The sequence below is a fragment of the Serratia sp. Ae19-1 genome (assembly GCF_059801225.1).
In genome coordinates this window covers 739,143-762,741 of sequence record NZ_JBCHWD010000001.1, presented here as the reverse complement: position 1 = coordinate 762,741, position 23,599 = coordinate 739,143, and the positions used below count along the sequence as shown (strand labels likewise).

General features: G+C 41.5%; 16 protein-coding genes. All 16 read right to left on the bottom strand.

What is annotated here, in order from left to right; genetic code table 11:
• Nucleotides 1–50: 50 nt before the first annotated feature.
• The 16 genes from AAIE04_RS03715 to AAIE04_RS03640 all read right to left on the bottom strand — a co-directional run bounded on the left by AAIE04_RS03715 (nucleotide 51) and on the right by AAIE04_RS03640 (nucleotide 23,585).
• Nucleotides 51–1,817, bottom strand: a complete 1,767-nt coding sequence (locus AAIE04_RS03715; RefSeq protein ID WP_063919074.1) for a type I secretion system permease/ATPase — start codon at nucleotides 1,815–1,817, stop codon at nucleotides 51–53.
• A 380-nt stretch (nucleotides 1,818–2,197) separates the two neighbouring features.
• A complete protein-coding gene (locus AAIE04_RS03710; RefSeq protein ID WP_498576520.1) occupies nucleotides 2,198–5,194 on the bottom strand; it encodes a beta strand repeat-containing protein in 2,997 nt (998 codons plus the stop codon).
• A 633-nt stretch (nucleotides 5,195–5,827) separates the two neighbouring features.
• On the bottom strand, nucleotides 5,828–6,721 hold the full coding sequence (locus AAIE04_RS03705) for a glycosyltransferase family 2 protein (protein WP_498576519.1): 894 nt from the start codon (nucleotides 6,719–6,721) through the stop codon (nucleotides 5,828–5,830).
• A 964-nt stretch (nucleotides 6,722–7,685) separates the two neighbouring features.
• Entirely contained in the window at nucleotides 7,686–9,119 is a 1,434-nt protein-coding gene (gene wbaP, locus AAIE04_RS03700) for an undecaprenyl-phosphate galactose phosphotransferase WbaP (RefSeq protein ID WP_498576518.1), read from the bottom strand.
• Between the two features lie 153 nt (nucleotides 9,120–9,272).
• A complete protein-coding gene (locus tag AAIE04_RS03695; protein ID WP_498576517.1) occupies nucleotides 9,273–10,430 on the bottom strand; it encodes a glycosyltransferase family 4 protein in 1,158 nt (385 codons plus the stop codon).
• Between the two features lie 81 nt (nucleotides 10,431–10,511).
• Nucleotides 10,512–11,555, bottom strand: a complete 1,044-nt coding sequence (locus AAIE04_RS03690) for a glycosyltransferase family 4 protein (protein ID WP_498576516.1) — start codon at nucleotides 11,553–11,555, stop codon at nucleotides 10,512–10,514.
• A 46-nt stretch (nucleotides 11,556–11,601) separates the two neighbouring features.
• Nucleotides 11,602–12,510 (bottom strand): ATP-grasp fold amidoligase family protein, encoded by a 909-nt coding sequence (locus AAIE04_RS03685; protein ID WP_498576515.1) that lies wholly within the window; start codon nucleotides 12,508–12,510, stop codon nucleotides 11,602–11,604.
• Nucleotides 12,500–13,543 carry a hypothetical protein gene (locus tag AAIE04_RS03680; protein WP_498576514.1) on the bottom strand — a complete coding sequence of 348 codons (1,044 nt, stop codon included), beginning with the start codon at nucleotides 13,541–13,543 and terminating at the stop codon, nucleotides 12,500–12,502. Before AAIE04_RS03680 ends, AAIE04_RS03685 begins: the two co-directional genes overlap by 11 nt.
• A 382-nt stretch (nucleotides 13,544–13,925) precedes the next feature.
• A complete protein-coding gene (locus AAIE04_RS03675) occupies nucleotides 13,926–15,044 on the bottom strand; it encodes a glycosyltransferase (protein ID WP_498576636.1) in 1,119 nt (372 codons plus the stop codon).
• A gap of 122 nt (nucleotides 15,045–15,166) precedes the next feature.
• The gene (wzc, locus tag AAIE04_RS03670; protein WP_498576513.1) at nucleotides 15,167–17,338 is read right to left on the bottom strand and encodes a tyrosine-protein kinase Wzc; all 2,172 of its coding nucleotides are present in this window, start codon (nucleotides 17,336–17,338) and stop codon (nucleotides 15,167–15,169) included.
• 11 nt (nucleotides 17,339–17,349) lie between these two features.
• Nucleotides 17,350–17,784: an arsenate reductase/protein-tyrosine-phosphatase family protein gene (locus AAIE04_RS03665; RefSeq protein WP_498576512.1), complete on the bottom strand. Its 435-nt coding sequence runs from the start codon at nucleotides 17,782–17,784 to the stop codon at nucleotides 17,350–17,352.
• 377 nt (nucleotides 17,785–18,161) lie between these two features.
• On the bottom strand, nucleotides 18,162–19,310 hold the full coding sequence (gene glf / locus AAIE04_RS03660) for a UDP-galactopyranose mutase (RefSeq protein ID WP_498576511.1): 1,149 nt from the start codon (nucleotides 19,308–19,310) through the stop codon (nucleotides 18,162–18,164).
• A 49-nt stretch (nucleotides 19,311–19,359) separates the two neighbouring features.
• Nucleotides 19,360–20,499 carry a glycosyltransferase family protein gene (locus AAIE04_RS03655; protein ID WP_498576510.1) on the bottom strand — a complete coding sequence of 380 codons (1,140 nt, stop codon included), beginning with the start codon at nucleotides 20,497–20,499 and terminating at the stop codon, nucleotides 19,360–19,362.
• Nucleotides 20,500–20,522: 23 nt separating this feature from the next.
• Nucleotides 20,523–21,611, bottom strand: coding sequence for a glycosyltransferase (locus AAIE04_RS03650; RefSeq protein ID WP_498576509.1), 1,089 nt, complete (start codon nucleotides 21,609–21,611; stop codon nucleotides 20,523–20,525).
• A gap of 198 nt (nucleotides 21,612–21,809) precedes the next feature.
• A complete protein-coding gene (locus AAIE04_RS03645) occupies nucleotides 21,810–22,559 on the bottom strand; it encodes a DUF4422 domain-containing protein (protein WP_498576508.1) in 750 nt (249 codons plus the stop codon).
• Between the two features lie 18 nt (nucleotides 22,560–22,577).
• Nucleotides 22,578–23,585 carry a glycosyltransferase family 2 protein gene (locus AAIE04_RS03640; RefSeq protein ID WP_498576507.1) on the bottom strand — a complete coding sequence of 336 codons (1,008 nt, stop codon included), beginning with the start codon at nucleotides 23,583–23,585 and terminating at the stop codon, nucleotides 22,578–22,580.
• Between the last annotated feature and the right edge of the window lie 14 nt (nucleotides 23,586–23,599).

Below are 23,599 nucleotides of genomic sequence, written 5' to 3'. Positions count from 1 at the left end.
ACTCCTTTGACTGTCGGCGACGCAACGGCGCCGCCAGACAAGTTCACGGCTTAATTAATTTGAGTTTTAGGAATATCGCCTTCATCCGGCTCGGAGTTCACCGCGCGCACCGCTTGCGGAGGCACCTGCGCTTTTTGCGCATTCGCCAACGCCTGCAGTACTTGCTGCGTAGGGCCAAACGCATTGACGTTCCCGTTAACCAACAGCAACAGCTTGTTGGTCATCGCCAGCAGATTGGTACGGTGAGTAATCAGAATCACCGTCTTATTCCGCTGTTTAAGGAACGTAATGGCCTGGTTCAACGCCCGCTCGCCGGCATCGTCCAGATTGGAGTTGGGTTCATCCAGCACGATAAGAGAAGGATCGCCATACAGCGCGCGCGCCAAACCGATACGCTGTTTCTGACCACCGGAAAGCCCGGCGCCACCGCTGCCGATCACCGAATCATAGCCATTAGGGAAGCGCAGAATCAGCTCATGCACCCCGGCCAACTTGGCGGCCTCGATCACTTTCTCCGAGTCCAGTTCGTTGAAGCGGGCGATGTTCTCTGCGATGCTGCCGGCGAACAGTTCAATATCCTGCGGCAGATAACCGATGAAAGGCCCCAGTTCGTCCTTGTTCCACTGATAGATATCGGCGTTGTCGAGCCGCACAATGCCTTCGCTGACTGGCCAGATACCGACTAACAGGCGCGCCAGCGTTGACTTGCCTGAGGCGCTTGGCCCAATAATCCCCAGCACGTCTCCCGGCTGAATGGCAAAGCTGACGTTATGCAACACCGCGCTTCCCTTCGAACCGGGCGGCGTCGCAGTCACCCCTTCAACAGAGATCACCCCTTCCGGACGCGGCAACGACATGCCGGTACCGCGCGGAGGATGCTGATCCAGCAAGCGTACCAGGCGCTGGTATGCCAGCTTGGCGGAACTCCAACTTTTCCAAACGTTGATCACCTGCTCGATCGGCGCCAGCGTGCGCCCCATCAAAATGGAACCGGCGATCATCATGCCCGGCGTAATGTGCCCATCGATCGCCAGCCAGCCCCCAAGCCCCAAAACCAACGACTGGAGCGACAGACGCACAAACTTGGTGATCGACGTCACCCGCGACGCCCGCTCGCTGGCGATGCGTTGGCTGTTCAGGAAGCGCTGATGCAGACCGAACCAGCGTCCTTTCAGATTAGGCAACATGCCCAGCGCTTCGATCACTTCGGCATTGCGCAGGTTGGTGCTGGCCAGACTGCTGGACATAATAGAAAGGCGGCTGGCATCCGCCAACGGCTTCTTCGACACCACTTCGTTGATCACCGCCAGGGCGATCAACAGCAAGGAACCCACCAGGGCGAACAACCCCAGCCAAGGGTTAAACAGGAAAATCACCAGCAGATAGATCGGGAACCAGGGCGCATCGAAGAAGGCAAATAGCGCGCTTCCGGTCAAAAACTGGCGCACGTTGGTCAGATCGCTCAACATCTGGCCGGCATCGGAAGAGCCGTTCTTTAAATTCGCCTCGTAAGCCGCCGTATAGATGCGCGTATTGAGGCGCATATCCAGCTGGCTGCCGATGCGGATCACCACCATGCTGCGCACGTATTCAAGCAAGGACATCATGCCAAACATACCCAGCATGATCAGCGTCAGCATTAACAGCGTGATTTCATTACGCGAAGGGAGCACCCGGTCATAAACCTGGAGCATGTAAATGGAAGGAACCAGCATTAACAGGTTAATAAACGCCGTGAAAATACCAACGGTCCAGAAGACTTTACTGCGCGTCCGTATAACATCCGCAATTTCGTTGCGCGGGATAAATTGATTCACGTTCTGCCCTTACATCATGTGCACTGTCAGTCCAATCCGCATTGACCCCTCCCCTAAAGAAATTCCTAAAAAAGAATTTACCCCGGGAAGACTCACCCCAAAAAAATGCCCGAGACTGCAGATACTTTCGTTAACTATAGGTTGAGAAAGTGAAAATCAGCAAGGTTGGCCATAAAAAAAAAGACGGTCATCGAGATAGGACAAACCATGTAAAAACAATGGGATACGGGAGAGCAAAAATAAGAGGGGAAGATAACGAAATGGAATAACTTAGAGAGGATGACGCCGCTCACAAAATTAAACATGCGGGGGATTACGCCCCCGCATTATTTAATTCCAAATAGTCCCATGGGGAATTATTGGTTATTGCAACCTTACCCTTAGGCGTAGTGCAGAGTATCCACCAATTGCTGGTGGTTCTGGCCGGTCAGGTAAATCACGGTATCGTTGGCATCCAGCGTGTGGTTATTGTTGTTATCAATAATCACGTAGGAATCGGCCGTGTTGCCGGTGCCGCTGAACACCACCGAAGCCACGCCCACCTTCGCCGTCAGCGAGTTTGGATTGCTCAGGCCCAGGATGCCGCCCAACAGGCCGACAACGCCGGTGGTCAGACCGCCAACCAACGAGCCCAACAGCGCATCCAGCGTATCCGCCGGACGGGTGCCGTAATCCGCTACCGCAGTACCGGTATTGGACAGGGTCAGCCCGGAAGCAGCATCAACGATCTTGTCCTTCGCAGTACTGAAGTCGGTGATGGTGACCCCCGCCTGCGTGTTACTGGATTTCAGATCGTAGATATTCGCCCCGGCACCGCCGGTCAACGTGGTGTTACCCAGCACGTTGAAGCTGTCGGCTGTCGACGTCCCTTCAACCGTCAGTTGATAACCGTTCAGGCCCAAGGTGTTCAACAACGGGGTCAGCAACGCGGTGGTAACCGCGCTCAATGGCAAGGCGTTCAACAGCTGCACGATGATACCGTCACCAGTACCCGCATGGCTTGAATCCAGGTTCAAACCGCCGGTATTGGTCGAAGCGTTAACATCACGCACGTTACTGAAACCGCTGCCCAGCGTCAGATTCAACGCATGATCGCCAGTCACATTAACAGTCTGAACCTGCGCATTGGTACCGGCCAGAGACAGAATGTTGTTAAACGAACCTGTACCGCCGGAAGCCACGTTCACCGTTGTCAGCGCAGTGCCCAGCAGGGCGCTGCTGCTGCTGTTCAGGCTGATGGCGCCGGCATTCACGTTGGCCGAACTCACCGCATCGAAGTTGATGTTGAAGTGATCGGTGGCGTTCTGCACGAAGGTGAAGTTCAGCGTACTGGCGGAGGTCGCGTCCCCTTTCACTTCCAGCTGCGCGGCGTTACCGCCGGCGGCGTTGATGACGTTGACGTTAGCCAGCCCGGAAATCACGAAACCTTGCGCCCCCAGGTTGGTCGCCGCCGCGTTTTGGGTGACCGTACCGCCGGTAGTGCCTTCCACCGTGGACGTGCCGTTGGTCAGGCCGAAGTCGAAGGTGTTGGTTGGCGTAGTGACGGTAGTGGTAGTCGGCGAACCAATCAGCGGTGTGGTCACCAACGTACCGACAGACTTACCGATATAGCCGGTCAGATCAATCTGCTCGAAGTTCGAGAAGTTGTTGGCGTTGCTGGTCACCGTGCTGGTGCGAACGCCCAGGGCGTTCTGGTTGGTTACTACGGTTTTGGTGATGAAGTTGGCAGAGATGGAATCCGTGCCGGTACCGCCGTCAGCCTTGACGGTATTGGCAACGGTGTTCGCACCGCCGGAGACCGCGTTACCCGCCCAGTGCAGGCTGTCGTTGCCGGCGCCGAGGTTAAACTGTGCGGTACCGGTCGCGATATTAGCCGTCGAAGTCACGACCACATTGTCTGAACCGGAGCTGGCGTTCAGAATGACGTTGCCGTTGTTGACAGTCACCGCCACGCCAGGGTTGACGCCGTTATCAGACAGGTTCACCGTTGCTGCGCTGGTGCCGTTGATGGTCAGGTTAGCCAGGTGATCGGCGAACTTCAGGTTGACCAGGCTGGCGGCGTTGGCGTTCAGTTGAACATTCGTCAGTACCGCAGTTTCGGCGTTGCTAATTTGGTGGGAAGCGCCAGTGTTGACAGTGCCTGTCGCGTTGCCGCCAGCAGCCGTTGCAGTCAGAGATGCCGCGGTTTTATAGAGCAGGCTAGTACCGATGTCATATTCGAAGCCATGCTGCTGAGTTACAGTAGTGGCGTCAGTGGCAGTTGAGTTGCGCAGGTCATTAATGATCGCAGTCGTGATCGCACTTTTGTCGGTTAACCCGCTATACAGTGCAATTTGCGCTGGTGTAGCAGCAACACCGTGAACGCCAGTATATACGTGCTGAATGAAGTCAGTGCCGGTCAATTGAGCACCTTTCTTCTGGAACTCAACAGAGGTCAACAGTTTTGTGGTCAGCGAAGTAAAAGTGTTACCGTGCTTACCCAGATAATTGCTCCAGTCGTCCAAGCCTTGCGCATCAACATCGCGCTGAGGTACAGCAAGATAGATGGAAGCAACCTGTTCACGAGCAGCCAAACCAGCCAGTTGGCCGGCACCATCAGGCTGAGTTTCATTCAGGAAGAATTGCTGCGCCGCAGTATCACCGGAACCTACGGTGCCGCGCAATCCAGTAATGATATTGATCAATACATCGCCTTTAGTGCCACCGCCACTGAGAATTGCATTCAGAGCCGAGAACTCACTGCTGCTTGGCGCGCGTTCGTAGGCTTCATTAAAGACCTTATTAATAAAATCGGTATTTGAAAGCGAATTCAGTGCAGCGCGATCGGTCACAAATTTATTGGCAACTTGTGAGAAAGTCTGCGCTGAGGTATTGATCTGCGTCCCCAACGTGATAACCGTGCTGGTAACCGGATCAATACCAGCCAGGTAATAGAGCGCTAATGCATCCGACACGCCAGGACCAGAGCCAGCGGCGCTAGTTCCCGGGAACAGCACGTTGTTGAGTTGAGCATCGAAGTTGCTCTGAGATGCCAGCGTGCCTGTATCAAAACCGCTGTAGTTCAGCAAAGAATTAACGGCACTTGATATGGCATCATTCAAGGTGCTGCCGGCAAGAATCGCCTGCAACTGTGCTGTAGTCGGAGAGTTGCCATAGACTGAAGTATAAATACTCTGCAGTATTTCAACGTCTGTTTTTGATGCATAAAGCGCCTGTCCGGCACTGGAGGATAACAGACTCGAGATGTATGCCTGGGCGGTCGTCTGCCCTTTCTCTATTTGATTACCAACAGTGTCAAACACGCTTGGTGATGCATTTTGCCCAAGCACAGCTAAAAGAAGCGCCGCCGCCTCTTTTTGGTACACGAGAGAAGCCATAATCGTATCCTTAAACAAAATGGTTTTAGCAAGGCAAAATCAAATCTGATTTTAAAACCTGGCGTTAGCTATAAAAGTGTTACCACATAATTGAATCCCGCGCGAAGAAACCCCCTTCCTTCGCACATAAAGAAAAGTTCAAAAAACGCAAGCTGTCAAGGTGATAGGATTTTTATTACCACAAATCAAAATAAAAACAAAAAACAGCAAAAACAATAAGTTAAATAAAATAAAGTGAATCACGTCAAAATTAGATGGCGAATAATTAGCAGAGAGTTGAATCCCATGATTTAATGCAGCCCTTTAGAAAAAATAAAAAACAACAAAATCAAACAATTACAAATGAGCGTAAAAATAGCCAACAGTGAATTTGCACCATTGATTACATTTAATATTCAAGGCTAAAAAAACATTATCAATCAGGTGATTGAGTTTATTAAAGAGAGAGATGGCGTTCAGCAGTAGGTTTTTTATTAGGAATTGAAAAATGTAAAGAAGAAATAAATATAAGAAAGGTGAAAGTATCGGAAGTCAGAGCTGAGGAGGGAGCACGAAAAAGCAGGATAGCTAAGCAGAAAGGAAGAAGTGACAGCGCAGCATTTTATGCTGCGCGTTTAAATAATTATGGTCAGCTTATTTTTTGCCAGCGGTAATATATGGCTTACATCTCGGATGGTAACCTTTGACAAAAGTGGAAATAATATGAATAACCAATGAAAAATCAAGGCGAAGAGTCGCGCTAGCGAGTGACCTGATAAGGCCACTAATATAAGACTTATCAGGGTAGTGCCGTGCCGACAGTATAATGTCATACAGGCGCTCTCTTTTCGTATGTTCGCTTAACGCTCCCTTTTGCAAACGGGACAAAGAATGATTAATAGAAGAAAAGCTCGTAAAGGTAAAAGGGACTCCTTTAGCTAAAAGCTTTCGTACGTTTCTGAATAAACTATAGTCTACGCCATACAATGCGTAATGGATATCAAAAACAGGCACGCAAGCATTTCGGAATTTATCAATAAATTGACGAGTCAAGACTAAACCCGAACCAATGGAGAAAACAGTACCTGCATTAACAGCTCTGAACTCTACGACAGGAATACCATCTTCGACCGGATACTGAACTCTCCCCGACTCAAGAGACCCATCAGTTGCAACGATCTTAGGTACTTCAACGTCATATGAAGCTTCATTGTCAGACAGCCGGGTTATAAAACTTTCAGTCACTTCAGTGTCATCATCTAGAAACACATATCTTTGCGCGTTTGAGTGCGAATCGATAAAATTATTATATGCAATACTAAGTGGCATATTCTCAGTCTTGTTCAGCAACTCAAAAGAGCGAAAACTCTCGTTAAGATCATGATAAAAAAAGTCGCGTTCATTTAGAGCGTCTGGGCCATTATTTATTATAACCAAGTCAAATAAAGAGCAATCGAATTTTAATAACGAAGACAACGTAGTTGAGTCAACTAACTTCTTACCATAAACGATAACTAAAATACAAACTTTCCCCACGACGACCTCCATTATTACCTCTCCAGGCAGAACCATACACCTACCATTCATAATATCAAATCAACTTTCAAGCCATCACAATTTAACTTATAAGTTATCAAACAAAAAGGATAACACTGAATTAAATAGGAGTAACAGCAACTCGATTTTTTGCAATTTACTGTTTGTTAGAATAGAGTTTATCCTTGCTGAAAAATCCACTCACTTTGGTAGACAAAAACTTTTAGCATATTGACGAAATAATCAGTTTATGAAAATAGTCATATAAACCTGGTTAGATGAAAAGAATGCCGCCCTTACAATACGCTTTAGAATAAAGAACGCAACCACACTAATTACCACTCTTACGTATTCATATAAATATAGATCGCTATCTATAGCGGCAAAAACATCTGACTCTTCACCATATATCGCGTAGTAACATATAACAGAGTCTTCACTTCTAGTTTTTTCGCTGACTCATCTAGATTATGCCACGCCCAACACTCATTGGATAATGAGCTGTCTACAAAATGGAAGAAAATAGAACTGACGAGCTTATCCTTGAACTCCTCCAGCAATGGCACAGCCATAACAAAGCCAATAAGTTAACAGCGTGATAACAATGAAGCGCCCTCCCCCCCTCATGCGCCCTCCTCATACGAATCGTATCAAGAGGGTTAAACCTGAAAATTTCGATAGTCTACACATCCATATTTATTAGTCGAACGCTCAGATAGAAGAAAACATTTATTCCTCAACAGTACTCTTATCGTCGTCAGAGATAGATACAACAGCGATACCTAAGCATCTCATCCGACCAAACTATTTATATGTTAAATAATATCATCGAGATACCAACGTTTGATATTAGAGGGCAAAAAGAATAAACTTCTCACGCCCCACAACAGCCCTATATTAATTTAGCACATAGATTAAACAGCAAGAAAAAAATCAACCACATTTTAAAATAATACTTTTCGATGTCATACAAAAACTAGTATGCACCATCTCGTTTTAAAACAACATTTATCGTCTTAAATAAAATCGCTATATCATTCCACAGCGCCCAGTTCTTCACATACCATGCATCAAAATACACACGAGTATCATAATCTATATCATTACGGCCACTAACTTGCCACAACCCCGTCATACCAGGTTTTGCCATGTAGTAATAGTCAACATCGCCAGCATAACGCTCAAGTTCAGCCTCAATAATAGGGCGCGGACCAACCAAACTCATTTCCCCTTTAAAAACATTCCATAATTGAGGTAACTCATCAAGGCTGGTTTTACGGATAAAATCTCCGACTTTAGTAATTCGCGGATCATTTTTTAATTTAAAATCTTTATCCCACTCGGCCTTTGCAACAGGATCTGTTCGCAATAGATCATCTAACACTTCTTGCGAGTTCATTACCATGGAGCGAAACTTAAGGCACTTAAATCTTCTCCCGTTATGACCGACACGTTCATGGCCATAAATAGCCTTGCCGCCATCACGCGAAACTTTATAAGCCAGGAATAATAATACGGGCGACAATATCAACATGATAGAAGCCGAGCCAACAATATCGAAAATACGCTTAATCAGTCGTGATGAGCGCTTGGCCAAATTATTACCCACTCGCAATATCATGACCTCGTGACTAAATATGAACGACATATCAGTGCCATACAAAGGAACACCTCGCAATGTCGGTATAACTGAAACAGAGCGGCAATTATGTTTCGCAAGATTCTTTAACCACCAGTCACGCAATGCATGTTCTTCGAACTCTAACGCTACAATAAACTGTGTACTTTCAACATCGGCGATCTTCCACAGAGCTTCCTCAGAATCAAGCACAGGGATATCGGTGATAACTTCCTCACATGGCGAACCTGTGCAGACAAAAGCAATCACATTAAAACCAAGCACTTCCTCACTCTGTAAAGCGGCGTAAGCCTCTTTTGCGTTTTTGCCGGAACCAATAACAATAGTATCTTTTTTCCACAGATGAAGCTTGTTCAATATTCGCTTTGTAATCGCTCGTCCTAGCGGAATTAGAATCAAAATGAGAACCCACGTAACCAACCAAACCCAGCGAGAGAAGTTCCACTTTGAGAAAGCTACCAGTGAAAGGTCTAAAACAGCAAAAATCAATAATGTCCGAACGACCTCTTTCAGTTCAAACCAAAAAGGTTTTCTATATGTATAATGTCTTAACCTTGACAAAAACCAAGTGATACAAACACCGGATAGAATTAAATGAGCAAAAATCCTTGCAGTGTAAGTTCCATCCGCAGGTAAAACGAGACTATTACCAGTAGAGTGAAAAACAATAAAATAAGCAAGGAAAAGCGAGGTGTTGAAAAATAAAAAATCGGACACAATTAGGGAAACCTTAGGCACAATTGTTTTTAGTACACTTTTATTTTTTGACATTGTGCTTTCCATCCATAAAAATAATATACATATTTACTCCCCATAAACAGTTTATAAAATATCACTTGAATTATATACAAAGACTAGCAATATAAAGGGTAAGTTACTTAAATTGAAAGAGAAGACTGTGGTATAGCCATTCTCTCTACGATGTCAGTATTTGATCTTCTTTAACTCTTGAAAATTTACCCATTTATCTTTTAAGTAAGTGCTAAATTCTTCACGGAACCGATGAGCAGAAAAACGCAATGCATTACAGCGACAGTTTTCAGGTAAGAAGTCATCTCGAATAGACTCAAATTTTTCAACGGCAGACATAATATCTTCAGGTGTTTGTTTATGAAAAAAAACTCCCGTTGCATTCTGCGAACCATAAGGTCTTACTGTTTCTAAGGCCCCGCCACGTCCATAAGCAATGATAGGAGTGCCACAAGCCTGTGCCTCAACAACCACGATACCAAAGTCTTCTTCAGCAGCAAAAACAAATGCCTTAGCTCTTCCCATCAAACCTTGCAAGACATCATCGGGCTGATATCCAAGTACACTTATATTCTCCGAGCTATGCCGCAGAATTTTCTTCATCTCGGGACCATCACCAATAACAATAAGTTTTTTATCTGGCATTCTTCTAAAAGCTTCAACAATGAGGTCAACCCTCTTATAAGGTACTAATCTAGATGCCGTAATGTAGAAATCTTCCTTATGAAGATTTAAAGCAAAGCGTTCGACATGCACCGGTGGATAAATGACGTCAGCATCGCGGCCATAAACCTTCTTTATCCGACGTGCGATAAAATGGGAATTCGCTACCATATGATCTACACCATGCGCAGTTCGGTAGTCCCAAATTCGTATTTTATGCAGAAGCCACTTTACAATCAGTCCTTTCAAACCTTTACTGAGACCAGTCTCTTTTAGATATTGATGTTGAAGATCCCATGCATAACGCATAGGTGAATGCACATAACTTATATGTAATTGATCGGGGCCGGTGAGAACACCTTTAGAAACTGCGTGACTACTAGAGATAATAACATTATGAAAACTAACGTCAATTTGCTCAACAGCAAATGGCATCAAAGGTAGAAAAACTTGATAATTTTTCTTAACAAAAGGAAGCTTTTGGATAAATGTCGTTTTAGCCTTCTTCCCAGAATAGTCATTACGTTCTTCCGCAGATATAAAATCTATCAACGAAAACAACTCAGAAGACGGGTATATTTTAATCAATTCTTTGACGACGCTCTCAGAGCCGGCTGATGTAACGAGCCAATCGGCAACTATTCCAACGCTAAAATCACTACCCAACATTATACGCCTCTAGATATTTCTCTTCTAAATTTATCCGCAGACAAGTCTGTAGCAAAGCAGAAGGCAGTTAATTTAACAAACTTATACGTTATCGATAACATAGCTTAGTTCTCTTGCGGATAGTAGCCAAGAAAATCGTTCAATATTTTTAGTGCCTGCTTCAATAAGAGACTCTCTGAGTTTTGGGTTAAGCAGTACTTTCTCCATAGCTTCAGTTAATGCTTCATTATTTAATGGATCGACAAGAATTGCACTCTCGCCAAGAACTTCAGGTATCGCGGCGGCATTAGAAGCAATCACAGGACAGCCACAGGCTTGAGCTTCTAGCGGCGGCAAACCAAAACCTTCATATAAGGATGGGAAAAGAAAGCAGAATGCGTTGCGATATAGATCCACCAACTCCTCATCAGAAACTCGCCCGACAAAACTGACTTTATTACTGAGATTTTTTTCAAATTCGAGGCGCTGATAGTTAGGATGCGTGCTACCCGCAACAACCATATGCATTTTATACTTTTCAGGTAATTTATTGAATGCGGTAAGTAACCCATTAAAATTTTTGTGGTAATGATGCGAAGACACAGCAAGAAAATACCCCCCCCTAATCTTAGCCTCATGCTTCTCAGAAAACTTTCCACTTACAGCATTATGAATAACATGTATTTTCTCTATAGGAAAACCATACTCCAAACATATTTCACTCTTAGAGAAATCACTAACCGTCAATAGATTTTTACATGTTTTCAACAGCAGTGGCATCAATATTCTATAGTAGTGTCGGAAACTCCACGAGTATGTTTTTGGATATCGCAGATAAGATATGTCATGTAATGTCATTACTTTATTCAGGTATAGCAATGGGGCGGTATTTCCCAAATTAACAAGCAATGGGGATCCTTTTTTCCACAAAAAAAAAGGAAGGTCCCACTGTTCCCAGAGGTGCCCCGAACGACTACCTACTACTTTAACATTTAGACGGGATGCGATATCCACTTGCTTAATATCTCGTGGAGATAAGAATATAACATCATCTCTTAGCCTTGCCAGCTGTAGGCAAAGCTCTGCGGCGAAACGCTGAACTCCCGTTATATCCTGAGTTAAGAACCGGGCGTTGATGTATATCATACACTTTCTCGATAAAAGTAGTTATCAGTTGGCTTAATGTCAGTATTTATACCCAAAACTCCCCCATCAACCTATCCAGACGAGGGCCATAACCAACGCCGAATCCTGCAGCAGGCGTAAATGTAAGCTCACTAAAATAAATACAGCCATTATGAATATACCAATCAACACGTACATAATCGAAATCAGCGGCCAGCAAACAACTCAATCTCAATGCCTCTGATGCCAACTCTTTGTCAATAAAGTAAAAAGATTTCTCTTCACCATTCCCTTTCTTCTTTATTCCAGTTTCGAATGGCTTGTCAAATCCATTAACATAAAAAGTACGCGATAAGTTACCAGTAAATCTTTCATTTATAATTTGAAGAACATAATTAACCTTGCCTGTAAAACCACGAAAGATATGGAACTTATAATCAGTTGGAGCAATAATGCCATCACCTAACAATTTTTCCATCAATATCTTCTTGGGAATGTTTTTATACTGGATTTCTCTTTGAACAGATGAAAAGTCGATTTTCATCCATTCATTACATAGTTTAACTATATCATCTATCTCAGAACCATAATTTGATTTTTTTACAATTCTGTACATCCCCGCACCATGGTTAGGCTTCAGAATAACGTCACAGTGAGGAGCATAGTCAAATAACAGCTCAGGAGAGTCAGTGCAAAATATTAATGGGACGAAGTAATGATCACCGATTTTCTCTCGAACATAATCACGAACTAAGTATTTATCTGAGAGAATAACAAATTTGTCACCACTCATTTTATTTTGCTTTCTAAACAATACCTTTTCGTTAAAGGTTTTTGCATTTTTCAAATTAGGGAAATAACCCAGTTTCAATAAAAAAATGAACCTATCCTGAAGGGGCCAAGGTAAGAACTTAGAAAATAATTTGATATATACACGTCCCCACCCCATCCATTTTATTTTCCATTCAGTTAGCATGTCTATGCAACCCCATTCGCAACTTATCTGCACTTAACATCAAAAAAAGAAGCAATAGTAGTTTCACAAAAGTAAGCGACGGCATCGGATATGGCTGTAATAAAATAGAGGCACTACCAACCAACCAAATGACATTAAAACAAATTGCATTACTGAAGATATTTTCAGTCAGTTTTAAATTAACCTTTATCATTCTAAAGGAGACAACAACTGCAATAGACAACATAAAAATGACACCAAGCAATCCGCTATTTTTTAACTGTGTTAGAAGGGGCGTCTGTATACTTCTTTTATAATGTGAATCTAACTGCATAAGGTCAATTTTTTTTGTCTCTCCTTTATCACCAATACCGGAAGGTGAATAGTAGAGCCCCCCGTAGCCGATGCCTATCAGACTTGCGGGGAAATACTGTCCCGTGTATGTCCAATAATCTATCATTTGACTTGAGCGTGTATTCATCGATTTACTGGAATACAAACTCATCATAGCAGGCAGTGCTATGATAAAGATGAGAAAAGTTACCGCAATTTTTAACCTTGGAAGTTTATTATTAAGAATATTAATGATAATGTCATACAATATAAAAAGCACGGCAAAGGCGAATAAAAACTTGTACATATTAAAATACATTACTGCACCAATAACGATTGTCGCCAAGCAGATTGTGAATTTTTGCGGTGACCTGGAAAAGAATAAAGCGAAAATCATCAGTGAGTAAATAGTAAAATAGTTGTAGATCTTATCCTGATCTATTATGGTAACCCTTACCCCATATCTTTCCCATAGAAAATCATAGTATATATTACTTGCCGCTATACTGGATATGAAATTTATTAAGTCAAAAACGCAAAAGAAAATAAGTACTTTATAAAAACCTAATGACGAAAGCTGTTTAATGCAATTAAAGAAAAGATAAATCAGCACACTAAAATAAATAAATCCACGAAAATAAACAGCTTGCCTTTTAATCTGGCCAAGACCTCCTTGCATGATGTGATTTAAAAACGCAGAAGTTGATATAATACCAATCACGCACCCTTGAATAATAACAACTCCAGTTAGGAAGATGATGAGCTTATACTCATTATGCCGAAACCTGGACCAACAGGAATAAAGAAAGAAGTGTGCGAGCAAAGCAAAAAAAATAGTTACAAAGATAATGTCGACAATCGATATAAAACTAAAGAATTTATAATGATAAATGAAATTTCTAGCTATGGCGATATTATAATCATGGATTGGCATAACCATGATGTTATATGATGAATACGAACAGAGTACGTATAAAGCGAAAAGTATCACTGCATGAAAATTGAAATTATACTTAACTACAATACGATATAAATAGGCAAAGGCAAGGAAAAGACCAAGAAAGAAAACAATGCTATCGTAAACTATAAGGAAATCAGGAAGTTCAGTGATAATTGGTAGTTTCTCTGGCTCGATCATAAGTCGATATATACTCATCTGTTATGTTATAAATATCAAAAAGCTTTATAACATCGGGCTCAATAATAACTTCTGTAGTAGAGTTCAATGCCCACTCAAGATTATTTTCCGTTATCTCTTTGACAGATGGGATTAACTCTAGTAATTCTCCTGCCCCGCCAACTGGGTTAATTAACACGCGTTTTTTGGCTAATGCACTTTCAACAACGACTCGACCAAATGGCTCCCGCCATTGAAAAGGGAAAATGACAATATCTACGTTATTTAAGAAATGTTCGACATTAACGCGTCCCATCTGAATAATATCAGCTGAATGCAACATAACTCGAATCTCATCATTGTCATCAAAACAATCACCTGCAGCGAAAGCTTGTATATTATAACCGGCGTTACGCAATTTAACAATCAAGCGACAAAATACGTCAACCCCTTTTTCTTTTGTTAGCCGTCCGATAAACCCGATACGAATCACATCTGCAGAGGGCGAACATCCAGAATAAACCGATACTGGATTATAAGTATAACCGTTTAATGCATTCTTGAAGAATTTATTCTTTATATGAAAATCCATGATAAAAAAACTAATGCCAATATAATAATTAACTTTTTTACTATAAATTCTCTTTAAAGAGGACCAAAAAAAAACTGACAGCGTATGCGGCTCAATATTTTTTCCTTTGCAATACATCGTCGTATTCGGATGCATTAGATAGTAATCACGCGAAGTATGAACTAGTGTAATCCCCAGAGCGTTAACAACACTCCAAACTGCAACTGAAAATCCAGATAAATTATTTGTATTCACTATATCCGGTTGAAACTCTACCACTTCCTTCCTAAACGGAGTTTTCATTAATAGGTTATAATTATCAATAATGTGCCATAAGAAGCGTAGTAAAACATTCCGCCTCCTGCCACTGAAAGGCCAATATATATTTCTAAGTGGTATGTATACAACCTCGACGCCATTGATTATAGAGAACGACCTTAACGGTTTATCACATAGCGTAATTACCCTAACTTGATGACCTCTTCTAACTAGTTCCTCACTTAGCAATTGAAGAGATATCTCGGCACCTCCCATCTGATAGGGTGCGTATAACGAGCTAACCATCATAATTTTCACGATGACCATCCTAGGAAAAAGCATACATCGTTACTATTAACAGCAGCCCGGAATGGGCTGCTATCATTACACATCTAAATTTACTTCTTCGTTGACTCGTATTCATAATGGTAGTAACCATAACCACCATAATAACTACTCGCTTTCTTTTCAACAGCGTTAAGAATAACGCCTTTGATATTGGTACCATTCTGCTCAAAGCGACGAATACTGACCTCAACTTCTTTTACTGTATTGACACCAAAACGCGCGATCATCAATGCAGTACCCGCATGGTGCCCAATAATAGCAGCATCAGTAACAGCCAGAATTGGAGGCGTATCAACCAATACCATATCATAGTTTTGGCTAGCCCAATCAATCAACTCGCCAAGACCACGCGTCATCAATAGTTCGGAAGGGTTAGGCGGAACTTGACCACGAACAATAATGTCCATACCCTCAACATTGGTTTTCTTGATTGCATTTTCAATTGAAACTTGCTGCGCTAAGATATCAGATAAACCATTACCACCATCAATACCAAGCAACGAGTGAAGATACCCCTTACGCATATCCGCATCTATCACCAGTACTTTTTGCCCTGATTGTGCAATAACTGCGGCCAAGTTGATGCTCACGAATGTCTTACCGATATTCGGGCTTGCCCCGGAGATCATCAGTACGTTATTCTTCGCCTCCATCATGGCAAAGTGGAGGCTGGTGCGTAAACTACGAATAGCTTCGATAGCTAAATCGGCCGGGTTGCCATTAGCCAGTAAACTATCCGAATCAGCATTAACTTTACGCCTTGAGGCCAATCGAACCTGGAGATCTTTCTTTTGTTGCCATTCAGAGAGAGGAATACTGGCATAGACATTAAATCCTTCCTGTTCTAGCTGATCGGGTGATTCAATACCTCTATGCATACGCATTTTTATAACAACGAAAGCGACGGACAGCAAACCACCGAGGAAAATTGCTATTAAAACGATTAATGTCTTTCTTGGTTTAACAGGTCGCGGCTGCGCAACTGCATCATCAACTATGCGAACATTACCGACCGTACTGGCTTTAGTAATACTCAATTCTTGTTGCTTATTAAGCAACTGCATATAGATGACCTTACCCGCATCAACATCGCGCGTTAATCGCAAAATCTCTTGTTGCGTCTGTGGCATTGTAGCAACACGCTTGTTTAACTTCGCCCGTTCTTTCTCTAAGGTAGACCTCTTCTCCATCAAAGCACGATATGCAGGGTGTTCTTTCGTAAACAGTTTCGAAATCTCAGCCTCTTTAAATGTCAGCTCGTTAAGTTGCGATTCTACGGCAACAATACTATCTAGCACCGATTTTGCTTCCAATGATAAATCAACAGAATCGTTCTTCTTCCGATAACTGTTAAGCTTATCTTCGGCATCATCTAGTGATGATCTTACGGCTGGTAACTGTTCTTTAAGAAACTCCAGACTTTTTTCTGCTTCTTCAGATTTACGAGCTACATTCTGCAGAACGTAGTTTTCATCAATGCTGTTCAGTGTTTTTTGTACCAGCGCCTTGCTTTCCCCGGTTAGAGTCAGCTCCAAAACACCAGTTTTCTTACCTCGATCAGTGACCACTAGCGACTTTAAAACACTATTTATCGCAGCTAAACGCGTTTTTTTAGTGATATAGTAAGTAGCTCCTGCTTTTGCCGAGATATTATTAACGACGACCGTTACACCTTGACCAAATGCCAGATCACCAAACTTTCCTTTTAATATTTCACCATCATCATCGCTAAGAGAGAATGATTGATCATCTAAGACGGTAAGTGTTAGTTCTTCACCAAACAATATCTCAGGTACCAACAGTCGTGGCACTTCAATTTCTTGCGGTTTACTGCCCGTTAACCGCGCCCAACCTTTTCCAAAAACAGGAAAGAATTTTCTTTCAACGGAAACGTCGAGCCCCAGATCATCAACAGCTTTGCCTATGATCATCCTTGACTTAATTAACTCAATTTCTGTTGATGATTCGGCCTGAGAGTTTGGAATCATTTGTGAAAGATTATCCAGCAAAGACCCACCAGGTTTTTTCTCAACTTGCACGAGAGAATCAGCCTGGTAAACGGGCGTTGTGAATAACGAATAAATGATGCCGAAAACTGCAAATAATGTAACAATACCAATGATAAGCCATCTATGATCGAGCAATGCCCCAAGCACTTGGGCAATGTTAAAATCATTGCCTTTCGCGTTGGTGGCGCTTTTCTTTGTGGTTATATCTGTCATTATGATCTCTATTAAGGATTCAGTGCTTTAACCCATTTCTGAGCCGAATCAGCAAGTAAACGGTAAACAAACTCAAAGGCTTCATGGCTTTTGCCATATGGATCGGGGATGTCTTTTTGATTCATCCAGTGACCAAATAGCATTGTCTTTCCTCTAACCTCCGGTGCTAACCGAGTGACAGCCTCAATATGGCTCTTTTCCATAACTAAAATCAGCGAGTACTTCCTACACAAATCACGAGTTAACTGTTTGGCAATATGTTCGTCAAGTGATAAACCATGCGCTTGCGCAACGAGACTGGCTGTTGAGTCAGCAGCGCTCCCAACTACGGCCCCCAAACCAGCGGAATCAATGTTTTTAGAAGGTAAAAACTGCTTGAGTAGTCGTTCACCAGTCGGAGAGCGGCATATATTGCCAACGCAAACAACTAAGATAGAATCAAACATATTCATATCCCTGAGGCTTAGTATTAGTACTTGTACGAGGTTTCACTTTGGCTTAAACCATTCATGTCTTTGATGAGTTTACTATATCAAAATCACCATCCCCATGCACAAGCTTTCAGAACTCGTTATCGGCAGCACACTCTAGTAAGAACAGATGATTACATATCATCGGCAGTAAACTCACACATGACGACCTGCACCTACTCTTTCCGTTCTCCAAGGCCAAGCCCATTTCATAGTACACAAGCTGCGTGCCTGCTATCTGTGATTAAAATTAATACAACAAGAGTTTATTTTCAACTGAGAAAGAGTAGTTCTTTATCACCATGCGGCTACCAGGAGGAAAAATTTGCTATTTTAACAATTCGAATGAATACTCATTTCACGGTAAATACTGGCATATCCGAATCATTAGCGATACTATTTAAATAAATATCTGCAGTATGAAGTGCCTCATGAATAGTAACATCCATGTCTAAGTAGCGATATGTTCCCAATCGCCCAACAAAAGTAATGTTCTTTTCTTTCTGAGCCAAAGAAATGTATCCTTCCAACATCTGCATTTCCCCAACCTGCCTAATCGGATAATAAGGAATATCATCCTCAGTACAATATCGACTATATTCTTTGTAACAGACCGAGCCTTGATGTGATTCCCATGGGGAGAAATGTTTATGTTCAGTAATACGGGTATAGGGTACATCTACGCTGCCATAATTCATTACGGCGCAGCCTTGATAATCTCCATCAAATTTAAACTTATCAAAGTCTAGCGTTCTATAACCCAATCTGCCAAGGCTGTACTCATAAAAGGCATCGAGCGGGCCACTATAAAATATATGGTCATAATCTCCGATGCAGGCTTTATCAAAAGGAGTATTCAATTTAACAGTAATATTGTCGTGCTCCGCAATTTTTTTTATCATCGCCGTATAGCCATCTTTTGGCATACCTTGATACTTGTGATTAAAATAATTGTCATCGTAATTGAAACGAATCGGCAAGCGTTTCAGTATCGAGGCTGGCAACTCGGATGGAGACATCCCCCACTGCTTTATCGTATAGCCTTTGAAAAAGGCTTCATATAATTCTTGACCAACAAAGCGCAACGCTTGTTCTTCAAAAGTTTTCGGTTCAACAATTGAACTATCACCTTTACTCTGAATAAGCTCCTTTGCTTCTGAGGGAGAGCACGTTTTATTGAAGAACTGATTTATTGTGTGTAAGTTTATCGGGAGTGAAAAAACCTGCCCATTAACCGTTGACTTTACCCTATTGACATATGGCATCATTACTGCGTATTTAGTGACATAATTCCATACGGTTTCATTATCGGTATGGAAGATATGGGGGCCATAGGTGTGTACCATTACCTCTGTTTCAGCATCTCGCTCGTCAAAACAGTTCCCCCCGATATGAGGGCGCTGATCTATAATAGTGACTCTTAATCCCTTCTCAGCCAATTGGCGCCCAATAACCACACCGGATAGGCCAGCACCAACAAGTAGCACATTTTTCACTGTCATAAATCACCTTCATTATAAATACAACGTATTGAATAAAAAACCTAGTATGTTACGATAGCGCTGATATAACCTTTTCCATTTGTACTTCCCAGACTAGCTCATTCTCGACAAAACAACGCATTTCATTGGGGTCAAAATCCACTCGTTTATACCAATTTAATAATGCGCTGATATCGATAGCTGATTCATCCGGCGGAGCCTGGTAAAAATAGTTGGTTCCTTCAAAGGCGTCATCTTTATGACTTTTAACAAACGGCAGGCCTCGCGCACAGTATTCTTTTGACTTCAAAGAGCAATTATATTCATTATTACTTCGATGACGACCTAATGAATCAACGGCGATGTTTGAGGATTCGAAAATTTTAGTTAATGCATCACCATGTTGTGGCCCATGAAAAATAACATACTTTCTTAAATTAAGTTTATCAACCAAAGCTTTGAGTTCTGTTTCTGCCCCCCCGAAGTCGGAACTCCCGACAATATCAAAGTATACAGCCTTGCTATTGGAGCCATTTTTGTAATATTCCGCCAACCCTGTAATTATTCGATCATAACCATGCCAAAAGGCCAACTGTGCAACACCAATAAGTCTGATAGGCTCATCATGAACCGTCTTGGGAAAACAATTTTTGATCATCGGATTTTGAGAGATATCCACTGAATTGAAAACCCTCAAAGCCTTTACACCCCAGATTTCTTTAGCAAAAGCGCCCATATACACAATTAAATCAATGTTTTTTTTCGAAGTATAGAATTGCCATTTAAATAAAAAATTGTACAACTTTTCTTTGAGGCTTTTTGATTCGTTAAGAAATGGGTACGTCGGCATTTCTAAGACAATTTTTTTAGCCTTTAGCTTTATTTTTTTTATGAAATTACTAAACCCAATACTTCTTATTGTAGGAAATGGCTGTCGAAGATATACCATATGGTAATCATCGTCACGTCCACTTAGATAGTGAATAACCTCGTTGTAAAAAAAAATATTCCTTCGCTTGCTCAACTTTTCCTCATGACATTCACCTGTGATGAGGTTGGTTTTCATCAATCCATAATTAGTCATGGAGAAAATATCCACATCGTACCCTAAGTGAATAAATGCTTTACATTGCGCAAAAATTTTTTTGTTTACACCATTGCTCTTGGCACTCGTGTCCAATAATGTTATGTATGCAATTTTCTTCATCATTAGCCTATACTAGATAACACTTCTTAATTGAACACCTTGAGCAAACGCTCTTCATATCTATCCTCATAGAAGAAATCGATGCTCTCCGCGATTATTTCCGGTGATGGATTTATATCGCCATTAACAACACGCTGCATAAGATTTGCCAAACTATCTACATCACCTACAGGGAACAGATAGCCGTTTCTTCCATCTTCTATAAAATCTCTCGGGCCTGTTTTACAATCAGAACTAATGCAGACAATGCCTCTAGACATCGCCTCACCAATTACTGTGGGCAATCCTTCGAAAGCAGATGCTAATAACAAGGCATTCGGATTACCAGCTAGTCTCCAAGGATCATTAACCCACCCACGTAACAACTCTAATTTTTTATTAGCTGGACTGTTCTCTATATACTTTTCGATTAGATCAGCATCTTCGCCATCACCAATAAATTTTACGCGAAAATCTCCATTTACTTTTTCCGCTGCATCGATTATATCTCTAATCCTCTTCTGACCATCAATTAGTAACCTGCCAATGAAGACAAAGGTTGTAATGTCATTTTTTCTTTTTATTATATCCATTCGAGAGAATGGATTCGGGAAATAAATAACTTTCTCAGGCTCCACGCAGGCCTTTATAAATTCATCATTTATCTCTTTACTTATTCCCAAACAGTAATCGGCTTGTGTTGAATATCTTATATTCCCGAATCCTGATGCTATGGAGAAATGAGGCCAGGAAAGCACTTTATATTTAAGACCAAAGAGATTACGAATCTTATTCGCATAGACAATCTGACCAAATCCAGTGCAGACAACATAATTGGGTCTATATCGAATGAGGACCAAAAATACATACATAGCGTGCAGAATAAAGTCAAGATGCTTTATTCCACTTCGAAACGGGAAGCGAGAACCGTTTATATTATTTATCCATGATTCTTTCCCCGTATAGAAGAATTTTGTTTTTCCATTTATTAAATTACTCTGACCGCCACTGAGAGAAATAATACGTGTTGTGTATTTTTTATTTTTAGATAAAATCGTATTAGTTCGTTCAATAACCTTTTCCATTCCTCCCATACCTGAAACGAATGAAGTCAATATTAATATTTTCTTTTCCATTATCTTCGAGCCCCTTCACGCATCCATTATGTTCCAACTCATCAAATTAGCATTTCTGGTTAGCACCAAAAACCTTGTATATGCTTGGCTACCGATTTAATTGGAACAGCGCAGTAAGTACGTTCACCACTAAATAAAAGTAAACAACTATGTATGCATTCTATTTCCTTGGTGGAAAATTCAATTTAACCACTCACTTCATAGATATTGTCTCTTAATAAGCCCAAAGCCTTTTTTTAAAACATTCTCACCTTCAATATTGGCAACGGCCATTTCTTTTACTTTTAATTTTTCAGCATTTGCCCTGATCCAAACATTAAAGAGCCTCTCTGACATGAAACCAAAAACACGTCTTTGGTAGGCATCATAAGTTTCGTACGGAATCTTATCTTTTAAGGAGAATAGAATCCCGAATAACCATTCGCAGTATTCATCGATAACCTCTTTCCTTGCAATGAACATATTGTAAAGGCTTATTTTTTTACTATTCATTACCGCATCAAAACTCTCAATATACGCAGGCTCATTCTTTTCAACCTCAGCTCTTAATAGTTCAAAATCATTTTCCCCATGAGCTTTAATGTAGTGATCCTTTATTTTTACAATGTAATAGTTTCTTGGCTTTGACACAATCAGATCGAATCCACTTAGTTCGAAGTCGATCTCTTCGCGGCTTAATATTCCGCGACCATTTATTTGAACAGAATTGCTTCCAGATGAAAAATATCGACGGTAGTGGACCAAGCCAACAATATCTTCTCTCGCATTTTTCCATATCCAATAAAGGGCTGTAAGTTCGCAGAAATAGGGATTCAAAGAGCTGATGTTTTCACCGTTTGCATCAGTTAAAATATCAGAATTTACATTTCCCGAACCGACTTTAATCGGTTTGTAAACATTATCTGCCGGGAACTGATAATCCTTATGGGTGACTATATATATGACCATTTTACACCTTTTAAATTCTTAATCACTAAAACGAGAGTTGCGTTTAGCATCCATTCTATTAACTAGCTTACCAAGTCCCCATGACAATGGTATTGCTAATTTTTTTGCCTTTATAATAATAAAGATCAGCTTTTCTAAACGAGTAGCATAGCTGCGCAAGCCCTCAATCAAAGGAAGTTCATTATAGCTTTTCCACATCATTTTCCTTCCTTCAATAAATTTATCTCTATCTTTGATACGATAAACGCTCATAAATGCAGAACGTGAAAGGTTGACAACAGCAGAATTATAATAAATTTCTGCTATATTGTTTTTTCTGCATTCAATCTTCAGATATTTTATTGTTTCAAACATTACCAGTTGCTTAAGTGCCGACTCTGACATCAAAGAATTTGATCGTTTTCTATAGCCATAGAGCGAGTTCTCTATGTGATAAGGTTTTTGGCACAGTGCATTCAGAATAGTTGTACTAACAATATCTTCATAGATAAGCCCAAGTGGATAAACAACGTTTTCATAGAGGTCTCTCTTCGCGGCTCTAGCCCAGGGGTAATTGGGCTTAGATGCTAGCTCTTGCTTAGACATTTCACTGCATATGAATTTCAAATCATTTCTTAAAACGTTGCTTTCTTCTGTCGACTCTCCACGTAATACTTCGAAGTTATAGTATACTAAATCCGCGTTATTCTCTTCGATAGCTTTATTCAAAAAACATAGTAAATTTGGCGATATGATATCATCTGCATCTATGAAAATAATGTATTCCCCAGAGGCCTTTTGCAATCCGAAATTCCTAGCCTCTGACACACCACCATTCTTCTTCTCATAATAATGAAAGTTACTTACCTTCTCATTGATTATAAACGACTCTGCAATATCCCCGGTATTATCTGTCGAACCGTCATTAATGATAATGCATTCGAATGACACACAGCCCTGTTGTTTGGCTATAGAGGCAAGACAGTTTGATAAGTACTCAGAAACATTATATGCAGGTATAATTATGCTAAAAAGTATAGATCCCATGTATTATCCTAATA